The 18,719-nt window shown below is 64.2% G+C and carries 18 protein-coding genes; 8 read left to right on the top strand and 10 right to left on the bottom strand.

Annotated features, from left to right (window positions below; translation table 11 throughout):
* Positions 1 to 17 precede the first annotated feature (17 nt).
* Both ECTHA_RS0105095 and ECTHA_RS18900 read left to right on the top strand, forming a co-directional pair.
* Positions 18 to 995, top strand: a complete 978-nt coding sequence (locus ECTHA_RS0105095) for a Nudix family hydrolase (RefSeq protein WP_035369151.1) — start codon at positions 18 to 20, stop codon at positions 993 to 995.
* A gap of 12 nt (positions 996 to 1,007) precedes the next feature.
* Positions 1,008 to 1,499, top strand: a complete 492-nt coding sequence (locus ECTHA_RS18900) for a hypothetical protein (protein WP_128571845.1) — start codon at positions 1,008 to 1,010, stop codon at positions 1,497 to 1,499.
* A 41-nt stretch (positions 1,500 to 1,540) separates the two neighbouring features.
* Here ECTHA_RS18900 and zapD read toward each other — a convergent pair whose 3' ends face one another.
* The 8 genes from zapD to ECTHA_RS0105050 form a co-directional block, all read right to left on the bottom strand.
* Positions 1,541 to 2,383 carry a cell division protein ZapD gene (gene zapD / locus ECTHA_RS0105085; RefSeq protein ID WP_025280622.1) on the bottom strand — a complete coding sequence of 281 codons (843 nt, stop codon included), beginning with the start codon at positions 2,381 to 2,383 and terminating at the stop codon, positions 1,541 to 1,543.
* A gap of 57 nt (positions 2,384 to 2,440) precedes the next feature.
* Positions 2,441 to 3,040 (bottom strand): dephospho-CoA kinase, encoded by a 600-nt coding sequence (coaE, locus tag ECTHA_RS0105080; RefSeq protein WP_025280623.1) that lies wholly within the window; start codon positions 3,038 to 3,040, stop codon positions 2,441 to 2,443.
* Positions 3,040 to 3,906, bottom strand: a complete 867-nt coding sequence (locus ECTHA_RS0105075; protein ID WP_029762227.1) for a prepilin peptidase — start codon at positions 3,904 to 3,906, stop codon at positions 3,040 to 3,042. Before ECTHA_RS0105075 ends, coaE begins: the two co-directional genes overlap by 1 nt.
* 8 nt (positions 3,907 to 3,914) lie before the next feature.
* Positions 3,915 to 5,123, bottom strand: a complete 1,209-nt coding sequence (locus ECTHA_RS0105070) for a type II secretion system F family protein (RefSeq protein ID WP_025280625.1) — start codon at positions 5,121 to 5,123, stop codon at positions 3,915 to 3,917.
* Positions 5,124 to 5,126: 3 nt separating this feature from the next.
* Positions 5,127 to 6,728 (bottom strand): type IV-A pilus assembly ATPase PilB, encoded by a 1,602-nt coding sequence (pilB, locus tag ECTHA_RS0105065; RefSeq protein ID WP_025280626.1) that lies wholly within the window; start codon positions 6,726 to 6,728, stop codon positions 5,127 to 5,129.
* A gap of 154 nt (positions 6,729 to 6,882) precedes the next feature.
* Positions 6,883 to 8,244, bottom strand: coding sequence for a sigma-54-dependent transcriptional regulator (locus tag ECTHA_RS0105060; protein ID WP_025280627.1), 1,362 nt, complete (start codon positions 8,242 to 8,244; stop codon positions 6,883 to 6,885).
* Between the two features lie 21 nt (positions 8,245 to 8,265).
* On the bottom strand, positions 8,266 to 9,906 hold the full coding sequence (locus ECTHA_RS0105055; RefSeq protein ID WP_025280628.1) for a two-component system sensor histidine kinase NtrB: 1,641 nt from the start codon (positions 9,904 to 9,906) through the stop codon (positions 8,266 to 8,268).
* A gap of 51 nt (positions 9,907 to 9,957) precedes the next feature.
* Entirely contained in the window at positions 9,958 to 10,200 is a 243-nt protein-coding gene (locus tag ECTHA_RS0105050) for a PP0621 family protein (protein WP_025280629.1), read from the bottom strand.
* Between the two features lie 147 nt (positions 10,201 to 10,347).
* On the opposite strand from ECTHA_RS0105050, the gene sucC reads away from it, so the two are divergent.
* From sucC to ECTHA_RS0105030, 4 genes are all read left to right on the top strand, one after another.
* Positions 10,348 to 11,514, top strand: a complete 1,167-nt coding sequence (sucC, locus tag ECTHA_RS0105045) for an ADP-forming succinate--CoA ligase subunit beta (protein WP_025280630.1) — start codon at positions 10,348 to 10,350, stop codon at positions 11,512 to 11,514.
* A gap of 59 nt (positions 11,515 to 11,573) precedes the next feature.
* Positions 11,574 to 12,443 carry a succinate--CoA ligase subunit alpha gene (sucD, locus tag ECTHA_RS0105040; RefSeq protein ID WP_025280631.1) on the top strand — a complete coding sequence of 290 codons (870 nt, stop codon included), beginning with the start codon at positions 11,574 to 11,576 and terminating at the stop codon, positions 12,441 to 12,443.
* 96 nt (positions 12,444 to 12,539) lie between these two features.
* Positions 12,540 to 14,174: an NAD+ synthase gene (locus ECTHA_RS0105035; RefSeq protein ID WP_026623556.1), complete on the top strand. Its 1,635-nt coding sequence runs from the start codon at positions 12,540 to 12,542 to the stop codon at positions 14,172 to 14,174.
* A 63-nt stretch (positions 14,175 to 14,237) separates the two neighbouring features.
* Positions 14,238 to 14,576 (top strand): P-II family nitrogen regulator, encoded by a 339-nt coding sequence (locus tag ECTHA_RS0105030; protein WP_025280632.1) that lies wholly within the window; start codon positions 14,238 to 14,240, stop codon positions 14,574 to 14,576.
* 266 nt (positions 14,577 to 14,842) lie between these two features.
* Here the strand turns inward: ECTHA_RS0105030 and ECTHA_RS0105025 are convergent, their stop codons facing one another.
* A complete protein-coding gene (locus ECTHA_RS0105025; protein ID WP_025280633.1) occupies positions 14,843 to 15,364 on the bottom strand; it encodes a nitroreductase family protein in 522 nt (173 codons plus the stop codon).
* Positions 15,365 to 15,412: 48 nt separating this feature from the next.
* Positions 15,413 to 16,198: an outer membrane protein assembly factor BamD gene (locus ECTHA_RS0105020; RefSeq protein ID WP_029762229.1), complete on the bottom strand. Its 786-nt coding sequence runs from the start codon at positions 16,196 to 16,198 to the stop codon at positions 15,413 to 15,415.
* A 117-nt stretch (positions 16,199 to 16,315) separates the two neighbouring features.
* Between ECTHA_RS0105020 and rluD the strand changes: the two genes are divergently transcribed.
* Both rluD and mgtE read left to right on the top strand, forming a co-directional pair.
* Complete coding sequence (gene rluD / locus ECTHA_RS0105015) at positions 16,316 to 17,263, top strand: 23S rRNA pseudouridine(1911/1915/1917) synthase RluD (RefSeq protein ID WP_025280635.1); 948 nt, start codon at positions 16,316 to 16,318, stop codon at positions 17,261 to 17,263.
* 95 nt (positions 17,264 to 17,358) lie between these two features.
* Positions 17,359 to 18,714 (top strand): magnesium transporter, encoded by a 1,356-nt coding sequence (mgtE, locus tag ECTHA_RS0105010; protein ID WP_026623555.1) that lies wholly within the window; start codon positions 17,359 to 17,361, stop codon positions 18,712 to 18,714.
* The last annotated feature ends 5 nt before the right edge of the window (positions 18,715 to 18,719 follow it).

Raw genomic sequence — 18,719 nt, 5'->3', positions numbered from 1 at the left:
GCCCGGGGAGGGAGGTCATGGGCACCCGTAATGATTGTTCTGCCCTGCCGGTGGTGGTGGCCGTCGTCATGGACGGCCAGGGTCGGTGCCTGATCGCCCGCCGCCCGCAGGGTGTCCATCAGGGAGGGCGCTGGGAGTTTCCGGGAGGCAAGCGTGAGCCTGGGGAGTCGCTGGATCAGGCCTTGACCCGGGAGCTTCGGGAAGAGCTGGGCATCACACCCCTGAGCCACGAGCCCTTGATCAGTCTCACCCATGATTACCCGGACCTGAGGGTCCATCTGGACGTGGTCCGGGTGAACGATTTTCAGGGCACGCCTGGAGGGCTGGAAGGTCAGCCCCTGGAGTGGGTGCTCGTGGAGGCCCTTGATACCCGGGACTTCCCCGAGGCCAACCGTCCCATCATTCGGGCCCTCTCCCTACCGGATCGGTATCTCATCACCCCGGATCACTGGGACCCGGAGCAGTTGCGGGTCCATCTGGAGTGCAGCCTGGGGGATCCTGCCGTGAGCCTGGTGCAACTGCGTGCCCCCCAACTGGATGCCGGGGCCTATGGCTCGCTGGCCCGTGATGCCCTGGCCCTGTGCCGGCGGCAAGGGGTTCGACTGATGCTCAATGCCGACCCCGAACTCGCCCGTGACCTGGGGGCAGATGGCGTCCATCTCAACCATCGGCGTTTGTGCGGCTGGCAGGGGCTTCCGTCCGGTGTACCCTCCGGCTTTCTCGTGGCGGCCTCGGTACATGATGTTGCCTCCATGGCGATGGCCCGTCGGGCGGGCTGTGATTTCGTGGTGGTCTCCCCGGTTGCGCCCACACGCACACACCCCTCAGCCGAGCCGCTGGGCTGGTCGGGTTTCCAGGCCCTGGTCGACGAGGCGGTCTGTCCGGCGTACGCCCTGGGAGGCATGACCCCCGAGGATATCCCTCTTGCCCGTGCCCATGGAGGTCAGGGGGTGGCCGGCATCCGTGGAGTATGGCCCGGTTGTTCATCCGAATAGGAGTGCATGTTCATGAGCCTTCGCAACCCCCGTCCGTGGCAGGTTCTGCCGTTGATCCTGCTGGTACTTGGCCTGAGTATCTGGGGCAGCGAAACCTGGTTGCGCCCGATGCTGGACCCCGGCGCAGGGGACCGGGTGATGCTGGAGGTGCCCGAGGGCTGCGAGCTGAATCGTGCCGGCTGCACCGTGGAGCTGGATGGAATGCGCCTGGTCATTCGTGGTCCGGACACCATCCCGCCCCTGGAGGACTTTGACCTGATACTGGAAGCGCAAGGTCCGGTGGAGCCACTGGAGGTGTCCTATATCATGCCAGGCATGGACATGGGCGTGAACCGGTTTGCCTTCGGGGAGGGGGCCGATGGCGTATGGCTTGCCCCGTCGGCCCTGCCCCTGTGCATGTCGGGTCGACTGGACTGGGTGGCTCAGGTGCGGTTCGCCTACCAGGGTCAGGCTTACGAGGCGCGGGTGCCGGTGCTGCTCGAACGCTCGGTGCGAGGCATGTAGCGCGGCACGGGCGACTCAACCGCTTTCATTTCACGCGGTGGCTACAAGGCGCAGCAAGTCAGTGAGAACCGGATATCCCCCTGACATTGTGGCGCCCTTTCACGCATGTCTCCCGGCTGCAGGAAGCGCACATTGAAGCGCTGTCGACCTGCGCTGATCTCCGGATAGAAGGGCGCGTTCTGGGGCAGGACGATACGGATGATCTGCCAGGGTTGACTGGTGTCCAGGGTCTGCTCAAAGAAGCCCTTGCTGGCGGTCAGTTCCCGCGGCGCGCCGGCATTACGGATGAGTTGCAGGATCAGCCCCACGGCCTCGTGAATGTCGTCGAAGGGGCGGGCCCACTCTTCCAGCAGCTTGCGTCGCTCGGACACCGGTCGCATGAGCCAGAAATGGTAGGCGGGCAGGTCGAAGTCACAGGTGCCACCGGGGATGGAGACCCGTTGGCGCACACTGTTGAAAAAGTCGTTGCCCTTCACCTGCTGATCCAGCTGACCGCTGATGGTGTGAATGTTCTCGATCAGCTTGCGCTGTTGATCAATCACCGCCTGCAGGCGTCGCTGGTCCACGCCGGGATCTTCCCTGAGCCGGCTCAGGTTGGTGGTCTGGCGCTCCAGCTCCTTCATGAGTTCCCGCTTGAGATCCACCCGGTTGGTCAGGTTGAGTAACTCGATCAGGGTGAGCAGGGCATTATGGGTATCGGGGCCACCGTCGTGCTGCAGGCTGTGCCAGAAACGGTGCATCAACACTTCCAGGCGCATGAACAGGCGCATGCGCTCGTGGAGAGGCTGTTCGTAGATGACGGATCCCTTCACAGGTGCGACCGACGGCGGATTGTGAACCACATACTCGTTATTTTCCGCTTTACGGCCGAAATTCACAAACATGTCATCACCTCTGAATTGTGGGGCTGGCGCTATTGGCCGCAGTGGATCCGCCTTGTCTCAGCGGGCGTCGGCCAGGTCCAGATACTGCCGATGCAGCTCATCCACCCGGGTCGCAATGGCCTCGGTGGCGCCGCTGTTGTCGATCACGTCGTCGGCGGCGGCCAGACGCTGGGCTCGGGTGGCCTGCGCATCGAGGATTGCCTGAATCTGCTGTGGGGATACCCCATCCCGTGCGCTGGCCCGGGAGCGTTGCATGTCCTCGGGACAGTCCACCACCAGCACACGATCCACCCGCTCCTGCGAGCCCGACTCCACCAGCAACGGGATAACCAGCATGCAGTAAGGGGCGTTAGTTTCTGATTTCTGGCGGTCTATCTCAGCCCAGATCATAGGGTGTAACAAAGACTCCAATCTGTGACGGGCTTGGCTGTTCTGAAAGATCACTTCCCGCATGGCGGACCGGTCCAGATGGCCTTGGGCATCCAGAATGGTTTCGCCGAAGGCCTCGCGAAGGCGCTCGAGACCCTCGCTGCCGGGTTCCACCACCTGGCGGGCCACCACGTCCGAGTCGATGAGCGCGGCGCCACGCTTCTGAAACAGGCGCCCCACCGTGGACTTTCCGCTGCCGATGCCACCGGTCAGGCCAACGGTCAGCATCAGACAAGGGCCTGCAGATAGGCCCCGATGATGGCGTCTCCCCAGAGCAGGGCGATGAAGCCGGCGGCGGCCAGGTAGGGGCCGAAGGGGATGGGGATGTCGCGGTCGCGTCCCCGGGCCAGGATCAGGGCAATGCCCACCACCGCGCCCACCAGGGAAGAGAGCAGAATGACCAGTGGCAGGACCTGCCAGCCCAGCCAGGCCCCGATCAGGGCGAAGAGCTTGAAGTCCCCGTAGCCCATGCCCTCCTTGCCGGTGAGCAGCCGGAAGGCATGGTACACCAGCCACAGGCTGAGATAGCCGGCAATGGCGCCGATGACGCTGCTGGTGGCATCCGTGAACAGGCCGGGCAGGTTGACGATCAGGCCCAGCCACAGCACGGGCAGGGTGATCATGTCCGGCAGCAGTGTGGTGCGCAGGTCGATCACCGCCAGGGCGATCAGGGCCCAGGTGAACAGCAGGGCGGCGCCAGCGGCCCAGGTGAATCCGAAGTGCCACACCACCAGCATGGACAGCACCGCCGTGGCCGCCTCCACCAGCGGGTACTGGGGGGAGATGCGGGCACCACAGGCCGAGCAGCGCCCCCGCAGGAACAGGTAGCTCAGCACCGGGATGTTCTCCAGGGCCTTGATGCGGTGGCCGCAGTGGGGGCAGCCGGATCGGGGAACCACCAGGTTGTAGGGGCCGGCCACCTCGGCTTCGCCTCCCGGGTGTTGTCCCTGGGTTTGCAGCCAGGCACGGGCCTCGCTCTGCCACTGACGTTCCATGATGATGGGCAGCCGGTGGATCACCACGTTGAGGAAGCTGCCGATGAGCAGGCTGAACAGCCCGGTCACGGTGAGCAGCAGCCAGGGGGTACTTGCCATGAGGTCGATCACACCACTGCTCCCAGCTGGAAGATGGGCAGGTACATGGCGATGACCAGGCCACCCACCACGATGCCCAGGAAGGCCATGATCATGGGCTCCATGAGGCTGGAGAGGCCATCGACCATGTTGTCCACCTCTTCCTCGTAAAAATCTGCCACCTTGCCCAGCATCTCGTCCAGAGACCCGGATTCCTCGCCGATGGCCACCATCTGCACCACCATGTTGGGGAATACCCCGGTGTTGCGCATGGCCTGCTGCAGCTGCGTGCCCCCGGCGGTTTCGTCCCGCATGCGCATGGTGGCCTCGTAGTACAGGGCATTGCCGGTGGCCCCGGCCACCGACTGCATGGCCTCCACCAGCGGTACCCCGGCGGAAAACATGGTGGACAGGGTGCGGGCAAAGCGGGCGATGGAGGCCTTGCGCAGCAGTTCACCCACCACCGGGACCCTCAAGGACCACAGATCCAGTTGGCGCCGGAAGCCGGGAGACCGTCGTTTGCCCTGGGTGAAGGCGAACACCGCCAGACCGATCCCGCCGAAAATGGCCCACCAGTAGTTCTGGAAGAAATCGGAAATGCCGATCACGAACTGGGTGAACACGGGCAGGTCGGCGCCAAAGCCCTGGAACAGGTCCTGGAACTGGGGCACCACGAAGATCAGCAGGATGGCGGTGACGATGAAGGCCACCACGATGACCGCCGCCGGGTAGAACATGGCCTTCTTGATCTTGGCCTTGAGGGACTCGGTCTTCTCCTTGTAGGTGGCGATGCGATCCAGCAGGGTTTCCAGGGCCCCTGATTGCTCGCCGGCCCCCACCAGGTTGACCACCAGGTCGTCGAAGTAGAGCGGATGCTTGGCCAGGGCGCTGGCGAAGGTGGAACCGCCTTCAACATCCGACTTGATGCGCAGGATGAGTTCCTGCATGGAGGGGTTTTCATGGCCCCGCCCGACGATCTCGAAGGCCTGCACCAGGGGCACGCCAGCGCTCATCATGGTGGACATCTGCCGCAGGAACACGGCGATATCCTTGGGCGTGATCTTCTTCTTGCCACCAAACAGGGGCTTGGGTTTCTTGCGGACCTTGAGGGGGTTGATGCCCTGGCGGCGCAGATCCGCCTTGGCCAGGTTCTCGTTGGCGGCCGTGGTCTCTCCCTTGACCCGGGCTCCCTTCTTGTCCACGCCTTCCCAGACAAACACGGTCATTGTCTCGGCCATGGCTTAATCCTTGGTGATACGGTTGATTTCTTCAAGGCTGGTGATGCCGGCCTTGACCTTGAGCAGCCCCGAACGACGCAGATCCGCAATGCCTTCCTGCTCGGCCTGTTCCGCGAGTTGCATGGAGTTGCCCCCCTCCAGGATCAGTCGCTGCATCCCTTCGGAGATGGGCAGCACCTGGTAGATCCCCACGCGCCCCTTGTAACCCAGTGTGCAGCGGTCGCATCCCACCGGCTTGAACAGCTTGATGCCCTCCTTGACCTCCTGCTCCGTGAAACCCTCCTCCAGCAGCACTTCGTCGGGCACATCGTGGGGGGTCTTGCAATGATTGCACAGGCGACGCCCCAGTCGCTGGGCGATGATCAGCAGGATGGAGGAGGCGATGTTGTAGGAAGGCACCCCCATGTTGGCCAGTCGGGTGAGGGTCTGGGGGGCATCGTTGGTGTGCAGGGTGGAGAGCACCAGGTGGCCCGTCTGGGCCGCCTTGATGGCGATCTCGGCGGTTTCCAGGTCGCGGATCTCGCCCACCATGATGATGTCCGGATCCTGCCGCAAAAAGGCCCGCAGGGCGCTGGCGAAGGTGAGACCCACCTTGGGGTTCACGTTCACCTGGTTCACTCCGGGCATGTTGATCTCGGCCGGGTCCTCGGCGGTCGAGATGTTGCGGTCCGCCGTGTTGAGAATGCCCAGGCCCGTATACAGGGACACGGTCTTGCCGGAGCCGGTGGGGCCAGTGACCAGGATCATGCCATAGGGCTTGCTCAGGGCATTCATGTAGAGGTCTTTCTGGTGCGGCTCATAGCCCAGTTGGTCAATACCCAGAAAGGCGCTGGTGGGATCCAGGATACGCAGGACCACCTTTTCCCCGTACAGCGTAGGGCAGGTGTTCACCCGAAAGTCGATGGCCCGGTTCTTGGAGAGCTGCATCTTGATGCGGCCGTCCTGGGGGATGCGGCGTTCGGAGATGTCCATGCGGGACATGACCTTGATGCGGGCGGTGATGCGGGGGGCCAGGTTGGAGGGTGGGTGAGCCACCTCAGAGAGCACCCCGTCCAGGCGAAAGCGCACGCGAAAGTTCTTCTCGTAGGGCTCGAAGTGGATGTCCGAGGCCTTCTTGTTGATGGCATCCAGCAACACCTTGTTGACGAAGCGCACCACGGGGGTGTCGTCGATATCGCTTTCCGAGACGTCCTGGCCCCGGTCCTCGTCGTCCCCCTTGATCTGCAGATCGTCCAGATCCTCGTCCATGAGGCCTTCCATCATGGCCCCGGAATCGTTGAGGGCATCCTCGATCAGCTTGACCAGCTTGTCCTGCTCCACCAGCACCGGCTCGGTGGCGATACCGGTATTGAACTTGATCTCGTCCAGGGCGGTGAGGTTCATGGGGTCGGCCAGGCCCACGAACAGGCGATTGCCACGCCTGTACAGGGGCAGGGCCTGGTGCTGGCGGACCAGCTTCTCGTCCACCAGGTAGGCCACCAGTGGCACGCGCTTCTTGCGCGACTGCTCAAGGGCCCGGTTGGCGTCTGCCTCATTGAGCTGGCCATCCTGGACAAGTCTTCGGGCGAGGCCGCTCAGGGGGATGGAACTGGCAGGTGTGGACATGGGCGACCGTTCAGGCAGAGGGTTGCGAGGGTTTAGTCTCGGGGTTAAGGGCGTCAGGCTCAAGTCCTGCGCCGCCTGTGGAACTGTCTTGATCCATCAGAAGTATATGGGCATTCCTCGTTGACGTCATTTCACGGCAGACCTCTTCGGGATGTCAGGGGCTCTCAAGCCCCAGTCGCCGCAGCCGAAAACCCAGTTGCCGGGGGCTCAGACCCAGCCTCTGCGCCGCTTGCTGGCGATCACCGCTTGCGGCCTCCAGTGCCTCCTGGATGACCTGTCGCTCCTCGTGGGCCAGGCGCTCTTCCAGAGACAGCCTGGACGCGTGCTGGCCCGGGTTCGGTGATTCTGCCCCCCGGGGGAGTTGCAGATCCTCAGCCTCGATGACCGCCCCGTCGCACAAGGTGGCGGCCCGCTCAAGGATGTTTTCCAGTTCCCGCACGTTGCCCGGATAGTGATAGCCCGCCAACTGGCTCGCGGCTGTCTCGCTCAGGCGCCTGGGCGGCTCGCCCCAGCGCTCGGCCAGCCGCCCAAGGATGTGATCGGCCAGTCGCGGCAGATCTTCAAGCCTTTCGCGCAGGCTGGGGACCTTGAGTTCGATGACGTTGAGCCGGTAGTAAAGGTCCTGGCGGAAGCGGCCGCCCTCCACCTCGTTGGCCAGGTTCTTGTGGGAGGCCGAGAGAATCCTGACGTCCACGGAGATCTCCCGGGCCGCCCCCACCGGTTTGATGGCTCGTTCCTGAATGGCACGCAGCAGCTTTACCTGCATGTGCAACGGTAGTTCCGCCACCTCGTCCAGGAACAGGGTGCCCCCCTGGGCGGCCTGGAAAAGGCCCTGCTTGTCGGTGACCGCCCCGGTGAAACTGCCCTTCATGTGCCCGAAGAATTCGCTCTCCATGAGTTCGGCGGGGATGGCGCCACAGTTCACGGGTACAAAGGGCCGCTCCGCCCGGGGGCCCAGCCGGTGGATCTCCTGGGCCACCCGTTCCTTGCCACTGCCCGACTCCCCCAGGATGTAGACCGGGGCCTGGCTGCGAGCCAGTTTGGCGATGGTGCCCTTGAGCTTGCGCATGGCCGGGGCGTCGCCCAGCAGGTGGTCGTCGTCCTGAGCCGTGTCCTGAGTCCGGTCAAGGGGGGGCGTTGTAGATGGTGCCGAAAGTTTGAGGGCGCTGCTCACCAGGTCCCGCAGGGTGGTCAGGTCCACGGGTTTGGAGACGAAGTCGAAGGCCCCGGACTTGAGTGCCTGCACGGCCGTGTCCATGCTGCCATAGGCCGTGATCACCGCCACCGGCAGGCAGGGGTGGTAGGCCTGGATATGTTCCACCAGTTCGATGCCATCACCGTCGGGCAGACGCATGTCGGTGAGGCACAGATCAAAGGTCTCGCTCTCCAGGAGGGCCTTGGCCTCCCGCACCGAGGCAGCAGAGTGGGTGTGCAGTTTCATACGGCCCAGAGTGATCTCCAGGAGCTCCCGGATGTCCGGCTCGTCGTCGATGATCAGTACGTGCTGGATGCCCATGGGGTCGTGTTCAGCTGTGGCTCAAGGGGCCGGTTGGGCGGCGGTGTGTTCGGGTATGGGGAATCGTATGCGAAAGCAGCTGCCACCGGTGGGCAGGGGCAGGTATTCCAACCCGCCTCCATTGTTCTCGCACAGCTCCCGCGCGATGTACAGCCCGAGTCCGGTGCCCTGGTTGCCCGAGGTGACGAATGGCTCGAAGAGCTGACGCGCGATCCCCGGCTTCACTCCCTGGCCCTCATCGATGACATCCACCACCGGTTGTCGGGATATGTCCTGGGTGCCGCCCTGGATGCGGATGCGCGGCGGCTCTCCAGCACGGGTCCCATAGCGCAGGGCGTTCACGCACAGATTCCACAGGACCTGGTGAAGCTGCTCCGGGTCGAAACGCCCACGGGCGTCATCGGGACGGATGGCCACCTGCAACTGCGCCGGTTCGAGATTGTAATGCCGCCGGAACTCCTCCGTGAACTGCTCAAGCCAGGGTTTGAGGAGCAGGGACTCACCCCGGGGCGAGGCCTGCCGGGACAGGCCGAGGATATTCTGGATCAGCGCGTTCATGCGCTGGCTCTGATCCTGGATGATGCCCGCCAGGCGACGGTCCGCCTTGTCCAGGGATTCCGACTCCCCCAACAGCTGAGCGGCGTGACTGATGGCCCCCAGGGGGTTGCGGATCTCGTGGGCAATGCTGGCGGTCAGGCGCCCCAGGGAGGCCAGCTTGATAGCCTGCATCTGTCGGTGCAGTTCAGCGATGTCCTCCAGGAAGATCAGGGTCCCCACGGCACGGTCCACCCCCAGGCGCGTGAATCGCACCCGTAACTCGGGTCCGTAGGCCCCGGCCTCCAGGGTTTGATGGCCCTGAATGCCCGGCTTTGCCAGCCACTGTTGCAGGGCGGCCTCGATCTGCGGCGATATCTGCCCCAGATCGCTGGGATTGTCGGCGCTGGGGTTGCCCAGCAGCCCCCAGGCTGCCTCGTTGATCAAGTGCACGTGGCCGGTGTCGTTGACGACGATGACGCCCGATTGCATGCGCTCGATGATGTGGGCATTGAGCTCGGCCATGTTGGCCAGGTCCACGCTGTGACGCTCCGCCCGCGCCTCGCTCTCCCGCACCCGCCGGGACAACACCAGCCCCAGCAGTGCCGTGGCGAACAGTGCTGCACCCAGCAGGCCCGTCTGGGTCAGGGCTGCGTCCCGGGTGGGGTCGAACAGATAGCCGTGAATCTGCGCCAGCAACAGGGCGATGGAACCCAGCGCCGCAAAGAACAGTGCCGGGCGCCCCGGCGCCAGGATGCTCAAGCCGGCCATGGCCGGAATGGTCAGCATGCCCAGGCCACTGGTCACGCCGCCGCTGGCATACATGAGCAGGGTGATGCACAGGGTGTCGGTGACGGCCTGGCTGTAGACCTGAGTCTCTGCGGATGGGGTGAAAAGGCGAGCCGCCGTGCCGAACCCGAAGCTCAGTACCAGATAGACGGACGCGCACACCAGAAACAGCCGGGGGTGGGACTGCCCCAGGGTTTCGGGGCCGGTGCCCAGCACCACCAGGGCCAGCAGCATCCCGGCAATGAAGAAGCGATACAGGCTGAACAGGCGGAGCGCCCGCCAGACATCGTCCATCGGGCGCCGTGTCCAGCCGGTAGGGGGCAGGCCTGAGCGCTTCATGCCCCGTCAATCGGGGCTGGCGGTGCGGATGGGCTCATGCCGCGGCGAGTGTCATTCTCGTGTAGACTCTTGAGCCAATGCCAGTTCCCGGTGCTCGTTGGAGCAAAAGGCCCGCGGGCCTTCCTTGACCGCTTCGTTCTCCGGGACGTGCAGGCCACAGTACTCGCAACGCAGCATGTGGCTGGAACTCACCTGCTGTGGGTGCTTGGGTCGTTTCACGTCCGGGGTTTTGAGCAGCAGTCGGACCACCATAAAGACCAGTACGAAGGCAGCGATCAGGAACAGGATGTTCATGGGAGCGGTGATTCGGGTTTGAGTGGTGTATAAAAAGGTACTACATAAAAGGCGTCGGCAGTGAGTATGTGATCAGCCATTGCGGGCCTGGCCCTTGATATCGGGCAGCCTGCCGGCGAAATTCATCCCCTTTGATAATCAGGATCCATGAACCTTCACGAATTCCAGGCCAAGACCCTGTTCAGAGAACACCAGATCCCCGTGCCCGAGGGGGTTTCCATTCAGCGTCCCGAGGATGTGGACGAGGCCATGGAGCAACTGGGCGGCGACGCCTGGGTGGTCAAGGCCCAGGTGCACGCGGGCGGCCGGGGCAAGGCCGGCGGAGTCAGGCGGGTGCGTGGCCGCGCCGAGTTGCTGGCTGCGGTGTCGGACCTGCTGGGCACCACCCTGGTGACCCACCAGACCGGTCCCGAGGGCCTTCCGGTCAACACCCTGCTCATGGAATCCCTCACCGACATCCAGCGGGAACTCTATGTGAGCTTGCTGGTGGATCGCGGCACCCGGCGGGTGGCCGTGATGGTGTCCGCTTCCGGGGGGATGGATATCGAGGAGGTGGCCGAGAAAACCCCTGAAAAACTGCTCACGCAGTTTGTCGATCCGGCCGCCGGCATCATGCCCTACCAGGGGCGTCGGGCGGCTTTCGCCCTGGGCCTGGAAGGCAAGCAGGTGGGGGCCTTCGTGAAGCTGCTCAGCCGACTGTATGAGCTCTTCGTCGATAGTGACGCCAGTCTGGTGGAGATCAACCCCCTGGTGGTGACCGGCAGCGGCGAACTCATCGCCCTGGACGGCAAGGTGAACATTGATGACAACGCCCTGTATCGCCGCCCGGCACTGGCAGACATGCGCGATATCTCCCAGGAAGAGGCGCGCGAGGCCCAGGCCCGGGAACATGAACTGAACTACGTGCGCCTGGATGGCAATATCGGCTGCATGGTGAATGGCGCCGGCCTGGCCATGGCCACCATGGACCTCATCAAGCTTCATGGGGGCGAGCCCGCCAACTTCCTGGACGTGGGAGGCGGCACCACAGCGGCTCGGGTGGCAGAGGCCTTCAAGCTGATCCTGTCCGATGATGCCGTGAAGGCGGTGTTCGTGAACATCTTCGGCGGCATCGTGCGTTGCGACCTGATCGCCGAGGGGATCATCGCGGCGGTCAAGGAAGTGCATATCACTGTCCCGGTGGTGGTGCGACTTGAGGGTACCAACGTGGAACAGGGCCGCCAGCTCCTGGCGGACAGCGGTTTCAACATCATTACCGCACCCAGCCTGACCGAGGGCGCCCAGCAGGTGGTCAAGGCGGCCTCCGAGGCCTGACCCCATCACGCCATCCCCATAGAATCAGCCAGATCAACAAGGGCGGACACGGACTTTTCATGAGCATCCTGATCGACAAGAACACCCGCGTCATCTGCCAGGGCTTCACCGGCAGGCAGGGCACCTTCCATTCAGAGCAGGCCATCGCCTATGGAACCCGCATGGTGGGTGGCGTCACTCCCGGCAAGGGTGGCCAGACCCACCTGGACCTGCCTGTATTCGACACCGTGCATGACGCGGTCCAGGAGGCGGGTGCCGAGGCCACCATGATCTACGTACCGGCTGCCTTCGCGGCCGATGCCATCCTGGAAGCGGCCGATGCCGGCATCCAGGTCATCGTCTGTATCACCGAGGGCATCCCGGTGCTGGACATGCTGCGGGTACGAGCGGCCCTGGCGGGCAGTTCGGCACGACTCATCGGCCCCAACTGCCCGGGCGTGATCACCCCCGGCGCCTGCAAGATCGGCATCATGCCGGGTCATATCCACGTGCCTGGCAAGGTGGGCGTTGTTTCCCGGTCCGGCACCCTCACCTACGAGGCCGTGAAGCAGACCACCGACGCCGGCCTGGGGCAGAGCACCTGCGTGGGCATCGGCGGTGATCCCATCCATGGCATGAACTTCGTTGACTGCCTGGAACTGTTCCAGCAGGACCCGCAGACCGAGGGCATCATCATGGTGGGCGAGATCGGCGGTACCGCCGAGGAAGAGGCTGCCACCTATATCCGGGAACATGTCAGCAAGCCCGTGGTGGCCTACATCGCCGGCGTGACGGCCCCGCCGGGACGGCGCATGGGCCATGCCGGAGCCATCATCTCAGGGGGCAAGGGCACGGCCGACCAGAAATTCGCCGCCCTGGAGGAGGCCGGGGTGGCTGTGGTTCACTCTCCTGCCGACATGGGCGCACGCCTCAAGGAATTGCTGGGCTGAGCCACTCCCATTTCCGCATGACCCGGGCCCGAGGCTGCGCGATGATTCCTGGCGATGGCTTCGGGCCCGTATCCTTTTCGAGATTGCACTGACTCCATGACTCAGACGCTGAAGATCGCCCTGGCCCAGGTGAACCTCATGGTGGGCGACGTGGAAGGCAACGCCGAGCGGATCATTCATGCCGCCAGCCAGGCCCGTGATCGCCATGGCGCGCAGTTGGCCCTGTTTCCCGAACTGGCCCTTACCGGCTATCCGCCAGAAGACCTGCTCATGCGCGGCAGCCTGCTGGACCGCGTCACCCAGGCCCTGGAAGAGGTGGCTGACCAGGTGCGGGGTATCGACATCCTGCTCGGGGCGCCCCTGCGAGATGCCTGTGGCCTGTGCAACACTGCGGTGTGGCTGCGTGATGGGAAGGTACACGCCCGCTATCACAAGCAGATCCTTCCCAATTACAGTGTTTTTGACGAAAAACGTTACTTCTGCCCCGGTGGCCAAGCCTGCGTCGTGGAAGTGGGTGGGCTGCCCATGGGCATCACGGTCTGCGAGGACATCTGGCAACCGGAACCGGCCCGCCGGGCCCGGGAAGCCGGTGCGAGGCTCATCCTCAATATCAATGCCTCGCCCTTTCATCGGGACAAACACCAGGAGCGCCTGGAGGTGCTGCGCGCGCGGGTGGCCGAAACCGGGTTGCCCATCGCCTACGTGAACCTGGTGGGCGGGCAGGACGAGCTGGTATTCGACGGTCATTCCATGGCCGTGGATGCCGACGGCTCCCTGCGCCTGTGCGCGCCCCCCTGGCAGGAAGGGCTGTATCTGCTGGAGGTGCAGCACGATGCCGAGAGTGTGCGGTTTTCCGGTGGAGTCATGGCGCCGCCGCAACCGGCCGAGGCCAGCCTCTACGACGCCCTGGTGCTGGGAGTGCGGGACTACGTCAACAAGAATGGCTTCAAGGGGGCCGTGCTGGGTCTCTCCGGCGGGATCGACTCCGCTCTGACTCTGTGCATCGCCGTGGACGCCCTGGGGCCGGATGCGGTGGAGGCCATCATGATGCCCTACCACTACACCGCCAGCATGAGCCGGGAGGACGCATCAGCCCAGGCAAAGTTACTGGGCGTGCGCTTTCGGGAGATCCCCATCGCGCCCATGGTGGAGGCCTTCATGGGAAGCCTGTCCGACGCCTTCGCCGGCCTGGCTGCCGACACCACCGAGGAAAACATCCAGGCCCGTTGTCGGGGAACCATCCTGATGGCCTTCTCCAACAAGACCGGGCGCATGCTGCTCACCACCGGCAACAAGAGCGAAATGGCCGTGGGCTACGCCACCCTCTACGGGGACATGGCCGGCGGCTTTGCACCCCTGAAGGATCTGGGCAAGCTCTGGGTGTATCGCCTGTCTCGCTACCGCAACCAGCGGGGGCCTGCCATCCCGGAACGGGTCATCGAACGCCCCCCCTCGGCGGAACTGGCGCCGGATCAACGGGACGAGGACAGCCTGCCGCCGTACGAGATCCTGGACGCCATCCTGGAACGCTTTGTGGAACGGGATGAATCCTTCTCCCGCATTGTCGATGCCGGCTATGACGAGACCGTGGTACGACGGGTGATCGGTCTGGTCCTGCGCAACGAGTACAAGCGCCGCCAGGCCCCGCCGGGCGTGCGGGTCACGCCGCGGGCCTTCGGCAAGGATCGGCGCTATCCCATTACATCGGGCTATGGCAGGCTGTTAAGATAATCGTCTATACATTTCATCCTGACCGCGCCGCGCATCCTGCGGCTCAAACGGAATCCGGAACCCATGAAAAAGATCGAAGCCATCATCAAGCCTTTCAAACTCGAAGACGTGCGCGAAGCCCTCATGGAAATCGGCGTCACCGGGCTCACCGCCACGGAAGTGAAGGGCTTCGGACGTCAGAAGGGCCACACTGAACTCTACCGTGGTGCTGAATACGTGGTGGACTTCATCCCCAAGGTCAAGCTCGAGATCGGCGTCGACGACGGTCTGGTGGATGCCTGCGTGGATGCCATCATCAAGGCCGCCCGCACCGGCAAGATCGGCGATGGCAAGATCTTCGTCACCGACATGGAACGCGCCATCCGCATCCGTACGGGTGAAGAGAACAGCGACGCCCTCTAAGGGGAGCAATCGAGCAAGAGGGAAGCAGTAAGGAAGCAGCAAGAAGGAAGGAACGGTCCCCACCCCGATGCAGGTGCGAGCCGGGGGGCAGTGTTGTCGGCGGGTGTTCACCGCATGGATGCGGTGGTCAAGCCTACAGGAACGTATTCACGGCGTCCCGCGGACAACACTGCCCCCCGGCTTGGACCGGTCACAAAGCCCCCGGCCAAGGAAACCTCCGACGGTAAGGGGCCGGGACAGAGGGGACTGTCCCCTTTCTTGGCCGGCTACCGGTAGGTGACCACCTCATCAAGACGCCGCCGATGGGAGGCCTCCGGGATCTCCGCCGGATACCCCACGCACATCAGCGCCACCGGACGCAGACCCGGCTCCAGATCCAGTGCCCGGATCACCGCACCCTCGTCGAAAAAGCCCACCCAGGTGGAGCCCATGCCGGCCGCCACGACAGCCAGTTGCGCATACGCGGCAGCGATGGTGGCATCCTGCAGCGCGAACAGATCCCGCCCCCGCTCACCGTACTGCTGCTCCGCCCGGGCCGCATCCGTGCAGAACACCAGGCATACGGGCGCCTGGGCGATGAAGGCCTGATCATGGGCGGCGCCCACCAACGACTGGCGCAGGGCGGCATCCTCGATACAGATGATCCGGTAGGACTGCAGATCCCCTGCGGATGGCCCTGTGACGGCGGTCTCCAGGATGGCATGCAGCTTTTCCGGCTCCACCGGCATGTCCGGCTGGTAGCTGCGGATGGAGTGACGGTGCCTGACGGTCTGAAAGAAATCCCACATCCCGGTTGTCTCCTCGTGCCTGTGCGATGATCGGGCGGGTGCACGGCGTCAAGCCGGTGCAGTGATCCGGTGCGGCAGGGCCGCCAGTTCGTCGGCTCTGTCCGGGAAATTCTGCCTCAGCACCCGCAGGGCATCCTCAGCCAGATCATCCATGTCCAGCTCCCGATAGGCCCTCACCATGACCTCCAGGGCGTCAGGCACGGACGCTGAGCCGTCATAATGCTCCAGAACGTAACGCCCCCGCTGGGCGGCCGCCACCCAGGCGCCTCGGCGCATGTAGAAGTCGGCCACGTGCATCTCATGGGCCGCCAGCAGATTGCGCAGACGCACCATGCGCTCCCGAGAATCCTGAGCGTAGCGACTGTCGGGGAAATACTGCACCAGAGTGCCAAAGTCCTGGAAGGCCGTGCGCAGCGGCGCGGCGTCGCGGCGGGCCTGATCCTGAGGGATCCAGCGATTCAGAAAACTCTGGTCCCGCTCGTAATTGGTGAGGCCACGCAAGTAGTAGGCGTAATCCGCATGGGGGTGGCGAGGGTTCATCTGCAGAAAGCGGTCGATGGCGGCGATGGCCATCTCCGGCTCCTGGGCCTTGTAGTAGGCGTAGGCGATTTCCAGTTGCCCCTGTTGAGCGTGGCGGCCGAAGGGGAACCGGGCCTCCAGGGTTTCGTAATACTCCACGGCCTGGTCAAAATTGCCCCGTTCCAGCGCGGCCTTGGCCTCTTCATAGAGCTGGCTGGCGGACCAGTCCCGCGTGGGGTCCTGGCGCATGGCGCCGCAGCCGGAGATCAGGACGGCCAGGAGGATCAGGATCAGCGTATTGCGAAGAGCGGACATGGTGGCCACGAGATTGAAGCATCAGCCCCGGAGTATACTAAGGACCCGGGCGGTAAAGCCATCCAAGTGACTTGCGTCCCGGGGTCACCGACACCCACCTGACAGATGCGTTAGCCAATGCCCCAAACCACCATTCACCTGGACGCCACCATCCCCCCGGAACTGGCGGGAAAACGCCTGGATGCGGTTCTGGCGCGTCTGTTTCCCGACTATTCCCGCAGTCGCATCCAGCAGTGGATCGAGGCGGGCTGGGTTCGGGTGGATGACGTGGTGCCACGCATCCGTGACAAGGCGACGGAGGGCGCGATGGTGGTGGTCCGCGCCTGCCTGGATGAGCCGGGAGACGATGCCCCTCAGGATCTGCCCCTGGACATCGTCCATGAAGACGACAGCCTGATCGTCATCCACAAGCCAGCGGGCCTGGTGGTGCACCCCGCCGCCGGTCATCCGCGAGGCACGCTGGTGAATGCCCTCCTGCACCACGCACCGGAGCTGGCGCATCTGCCTCGGGCGGGTATCGTCCATCGCCTGGACAAGGAGACCTCGGGGCTCCTGGTGGTGGCCCGTACCCTGGAGGCCCACACCGACCTGGTGCGCCAGTTGCAAGCCCGTACGGTGGGCCGTGAATACCTGGCCCTGGTGCAGGGGGAGATGGTGGCCGGTGGCACGGTGGATGAGCCCATCGGCCGTCACCCCGTGGATCGCAAGCGCATGGCCGTGGTGGGCGGCGGACGACCGGCCATCACCCATTACCGGGTCGAGGGCCGTCTGGAGGGTTTCACCCTGCTGCGCGTGAGCCTGGAGACGGGCCGTACGCACCAGATCCGGGTGCACATGGCCCACCTGCGCCATCCCATCGTGGGTGATCCGGTCTACGGTGGCCGCCTGAGGCTGCCTGCCGGGCTGTCCGACACGGCGATAGACACCCTCCAGGGCTTCCGTCGCCAGGCCCTGCACGCCACGCGGCTCACCCTGGTGCACCCCGGGCAGGGTGACACGGTGTGCTGGGAGGCATCCATACCCCCGGATATGGCAGACTTGCTGACCTGCCTGCATGGTGGGTGATGGCCCACTAACGGTGCCATTCCATCGAAAGATTCAAGTGACATGATGGGATGTGCGTGATCTCTTTCATGAGCCTTTGATCCTGGGGCTGCCTTATGGAATTTCTGCACGAACGAGACCTGGAGCAAGTCCGGGAATGCCTGGATGCGGGGGATCTTCCCGGTGTGCGTGAACGCCTGGACGAGATGCGCATACAGGATATCGCCCATGTGCTCATGGATCTGGAACCCGATCCCCGCCGGGATGTGTTCCGTCTGCTGCCGCCGGGTCGACGAGTGGACGTGTTCTCCTATCTGGACCCTCACCATCAGCTGCAGCTGATCAATCAGGTGTCCGTGGACGAGGGGCGCTACCTGCTATCGGAGATGCTGCCGGATGATCTGACGGCTCTGCTGGAGGATCTGGATAAGGACCAGGTGCGCAAGCTGCTGCGCCTGCTACCCTTCCGCTCCATTCGCCGGGCACTGAGCCTGCTTGGTTATCCCGCAGATAGCTGCGGGCGCCTCATGACCACAGCGGTGGTGAGCGTTCGCCCCGAATGGACGATGGCCCGGGCCCTGGATCACCTTCGCGTGCAGGCCGGGCGCGGCGAAACCGTCAATCTGGTTTACGTGACCGATGATGAGGGCGTGCTGGAGGGTGTGCTGGCCCTTAAACATTTTCTCAAGCAGCAGACGCAGACGCTGGTGTCCGAGTTGATGACCCGTAGCGTCATCTCCATCGACGCGCATCAGCCTCAGGAGGAGGCCCTGCACATCATGCGCCACTACGACCTGCCGGCCTTGCCGGTGGTGGATGAGGACAGTGAGCTCCTGGGCATCATTACCGTTGATGATGTGCTGGATGTGGAGGAAGAGGAGACCACCGAGGACTTCCAGAAGATGGGGAGTGTCGGGGCCCTGAACCTGAGTCTGCGAGATGCCCGCCCTTGGCTGCTTTACCGCAAGCGGGTGGGCTGGCTGCTTATCCTGGTGGGCCTGAACATTGTGGGTGGCTTCATCATTGCGGGCTACGAAGAGGCTATTGAGGCCCTCGTGCTGCTGGTGTTTTTCCTGCCTCTGGTGATTGCCGGCGGGGGGAATGCCGGGGCTCAATCCTCCACCTTGATGGTGCGTTCCCTGGCGACCGGGGATGCCAGGCCGGGGGACTGGCTTCGCCTGTGGGGTCGGGAATTGGCGGTGGCGGGGGCCCTGGGGCTGACCATGGGGGTGACCGTGTCCATGTTGGGGCTATGGCGTGGCGGCCCTGAAGTCGCCCTGATGCTGTCGTTGGCCATGCTCTTGATCGTCATGGTGGGCAGCATGGTGGGGATGATCCTGCCATTCATCCTGTCGCGCCTGCGACTGGATCCCGCCACGGCGAGTGCCCCGCTGGTTACGTCCATCGCTGATGTGGCCGGCATCTTGATCTACTTCGGCCTGGCGGCGGCCATGCTGGGACTGCCGCGCTAGCGAGG

It is taken from the genome of Ectothiorhodospira haloalkaliphila ATCC 51935 (assembly GCF_000633935.1).
In the GTDB taxonomy this organism is placed as follows: domain Bacteria; phylum Pseudomonadota; class Gammaproteobacteria; order Ectothiorhodospirales; family Ectothiorhodospiraceae; genus Ectothiorhodospira; species Ectothiorhodospira haloalkaliphila.
The sequence above is the reverse complement of the archived record's forward strand: the minus strand, read 5'-3'. Positions and strand labels throughout refer to the sequence as shown.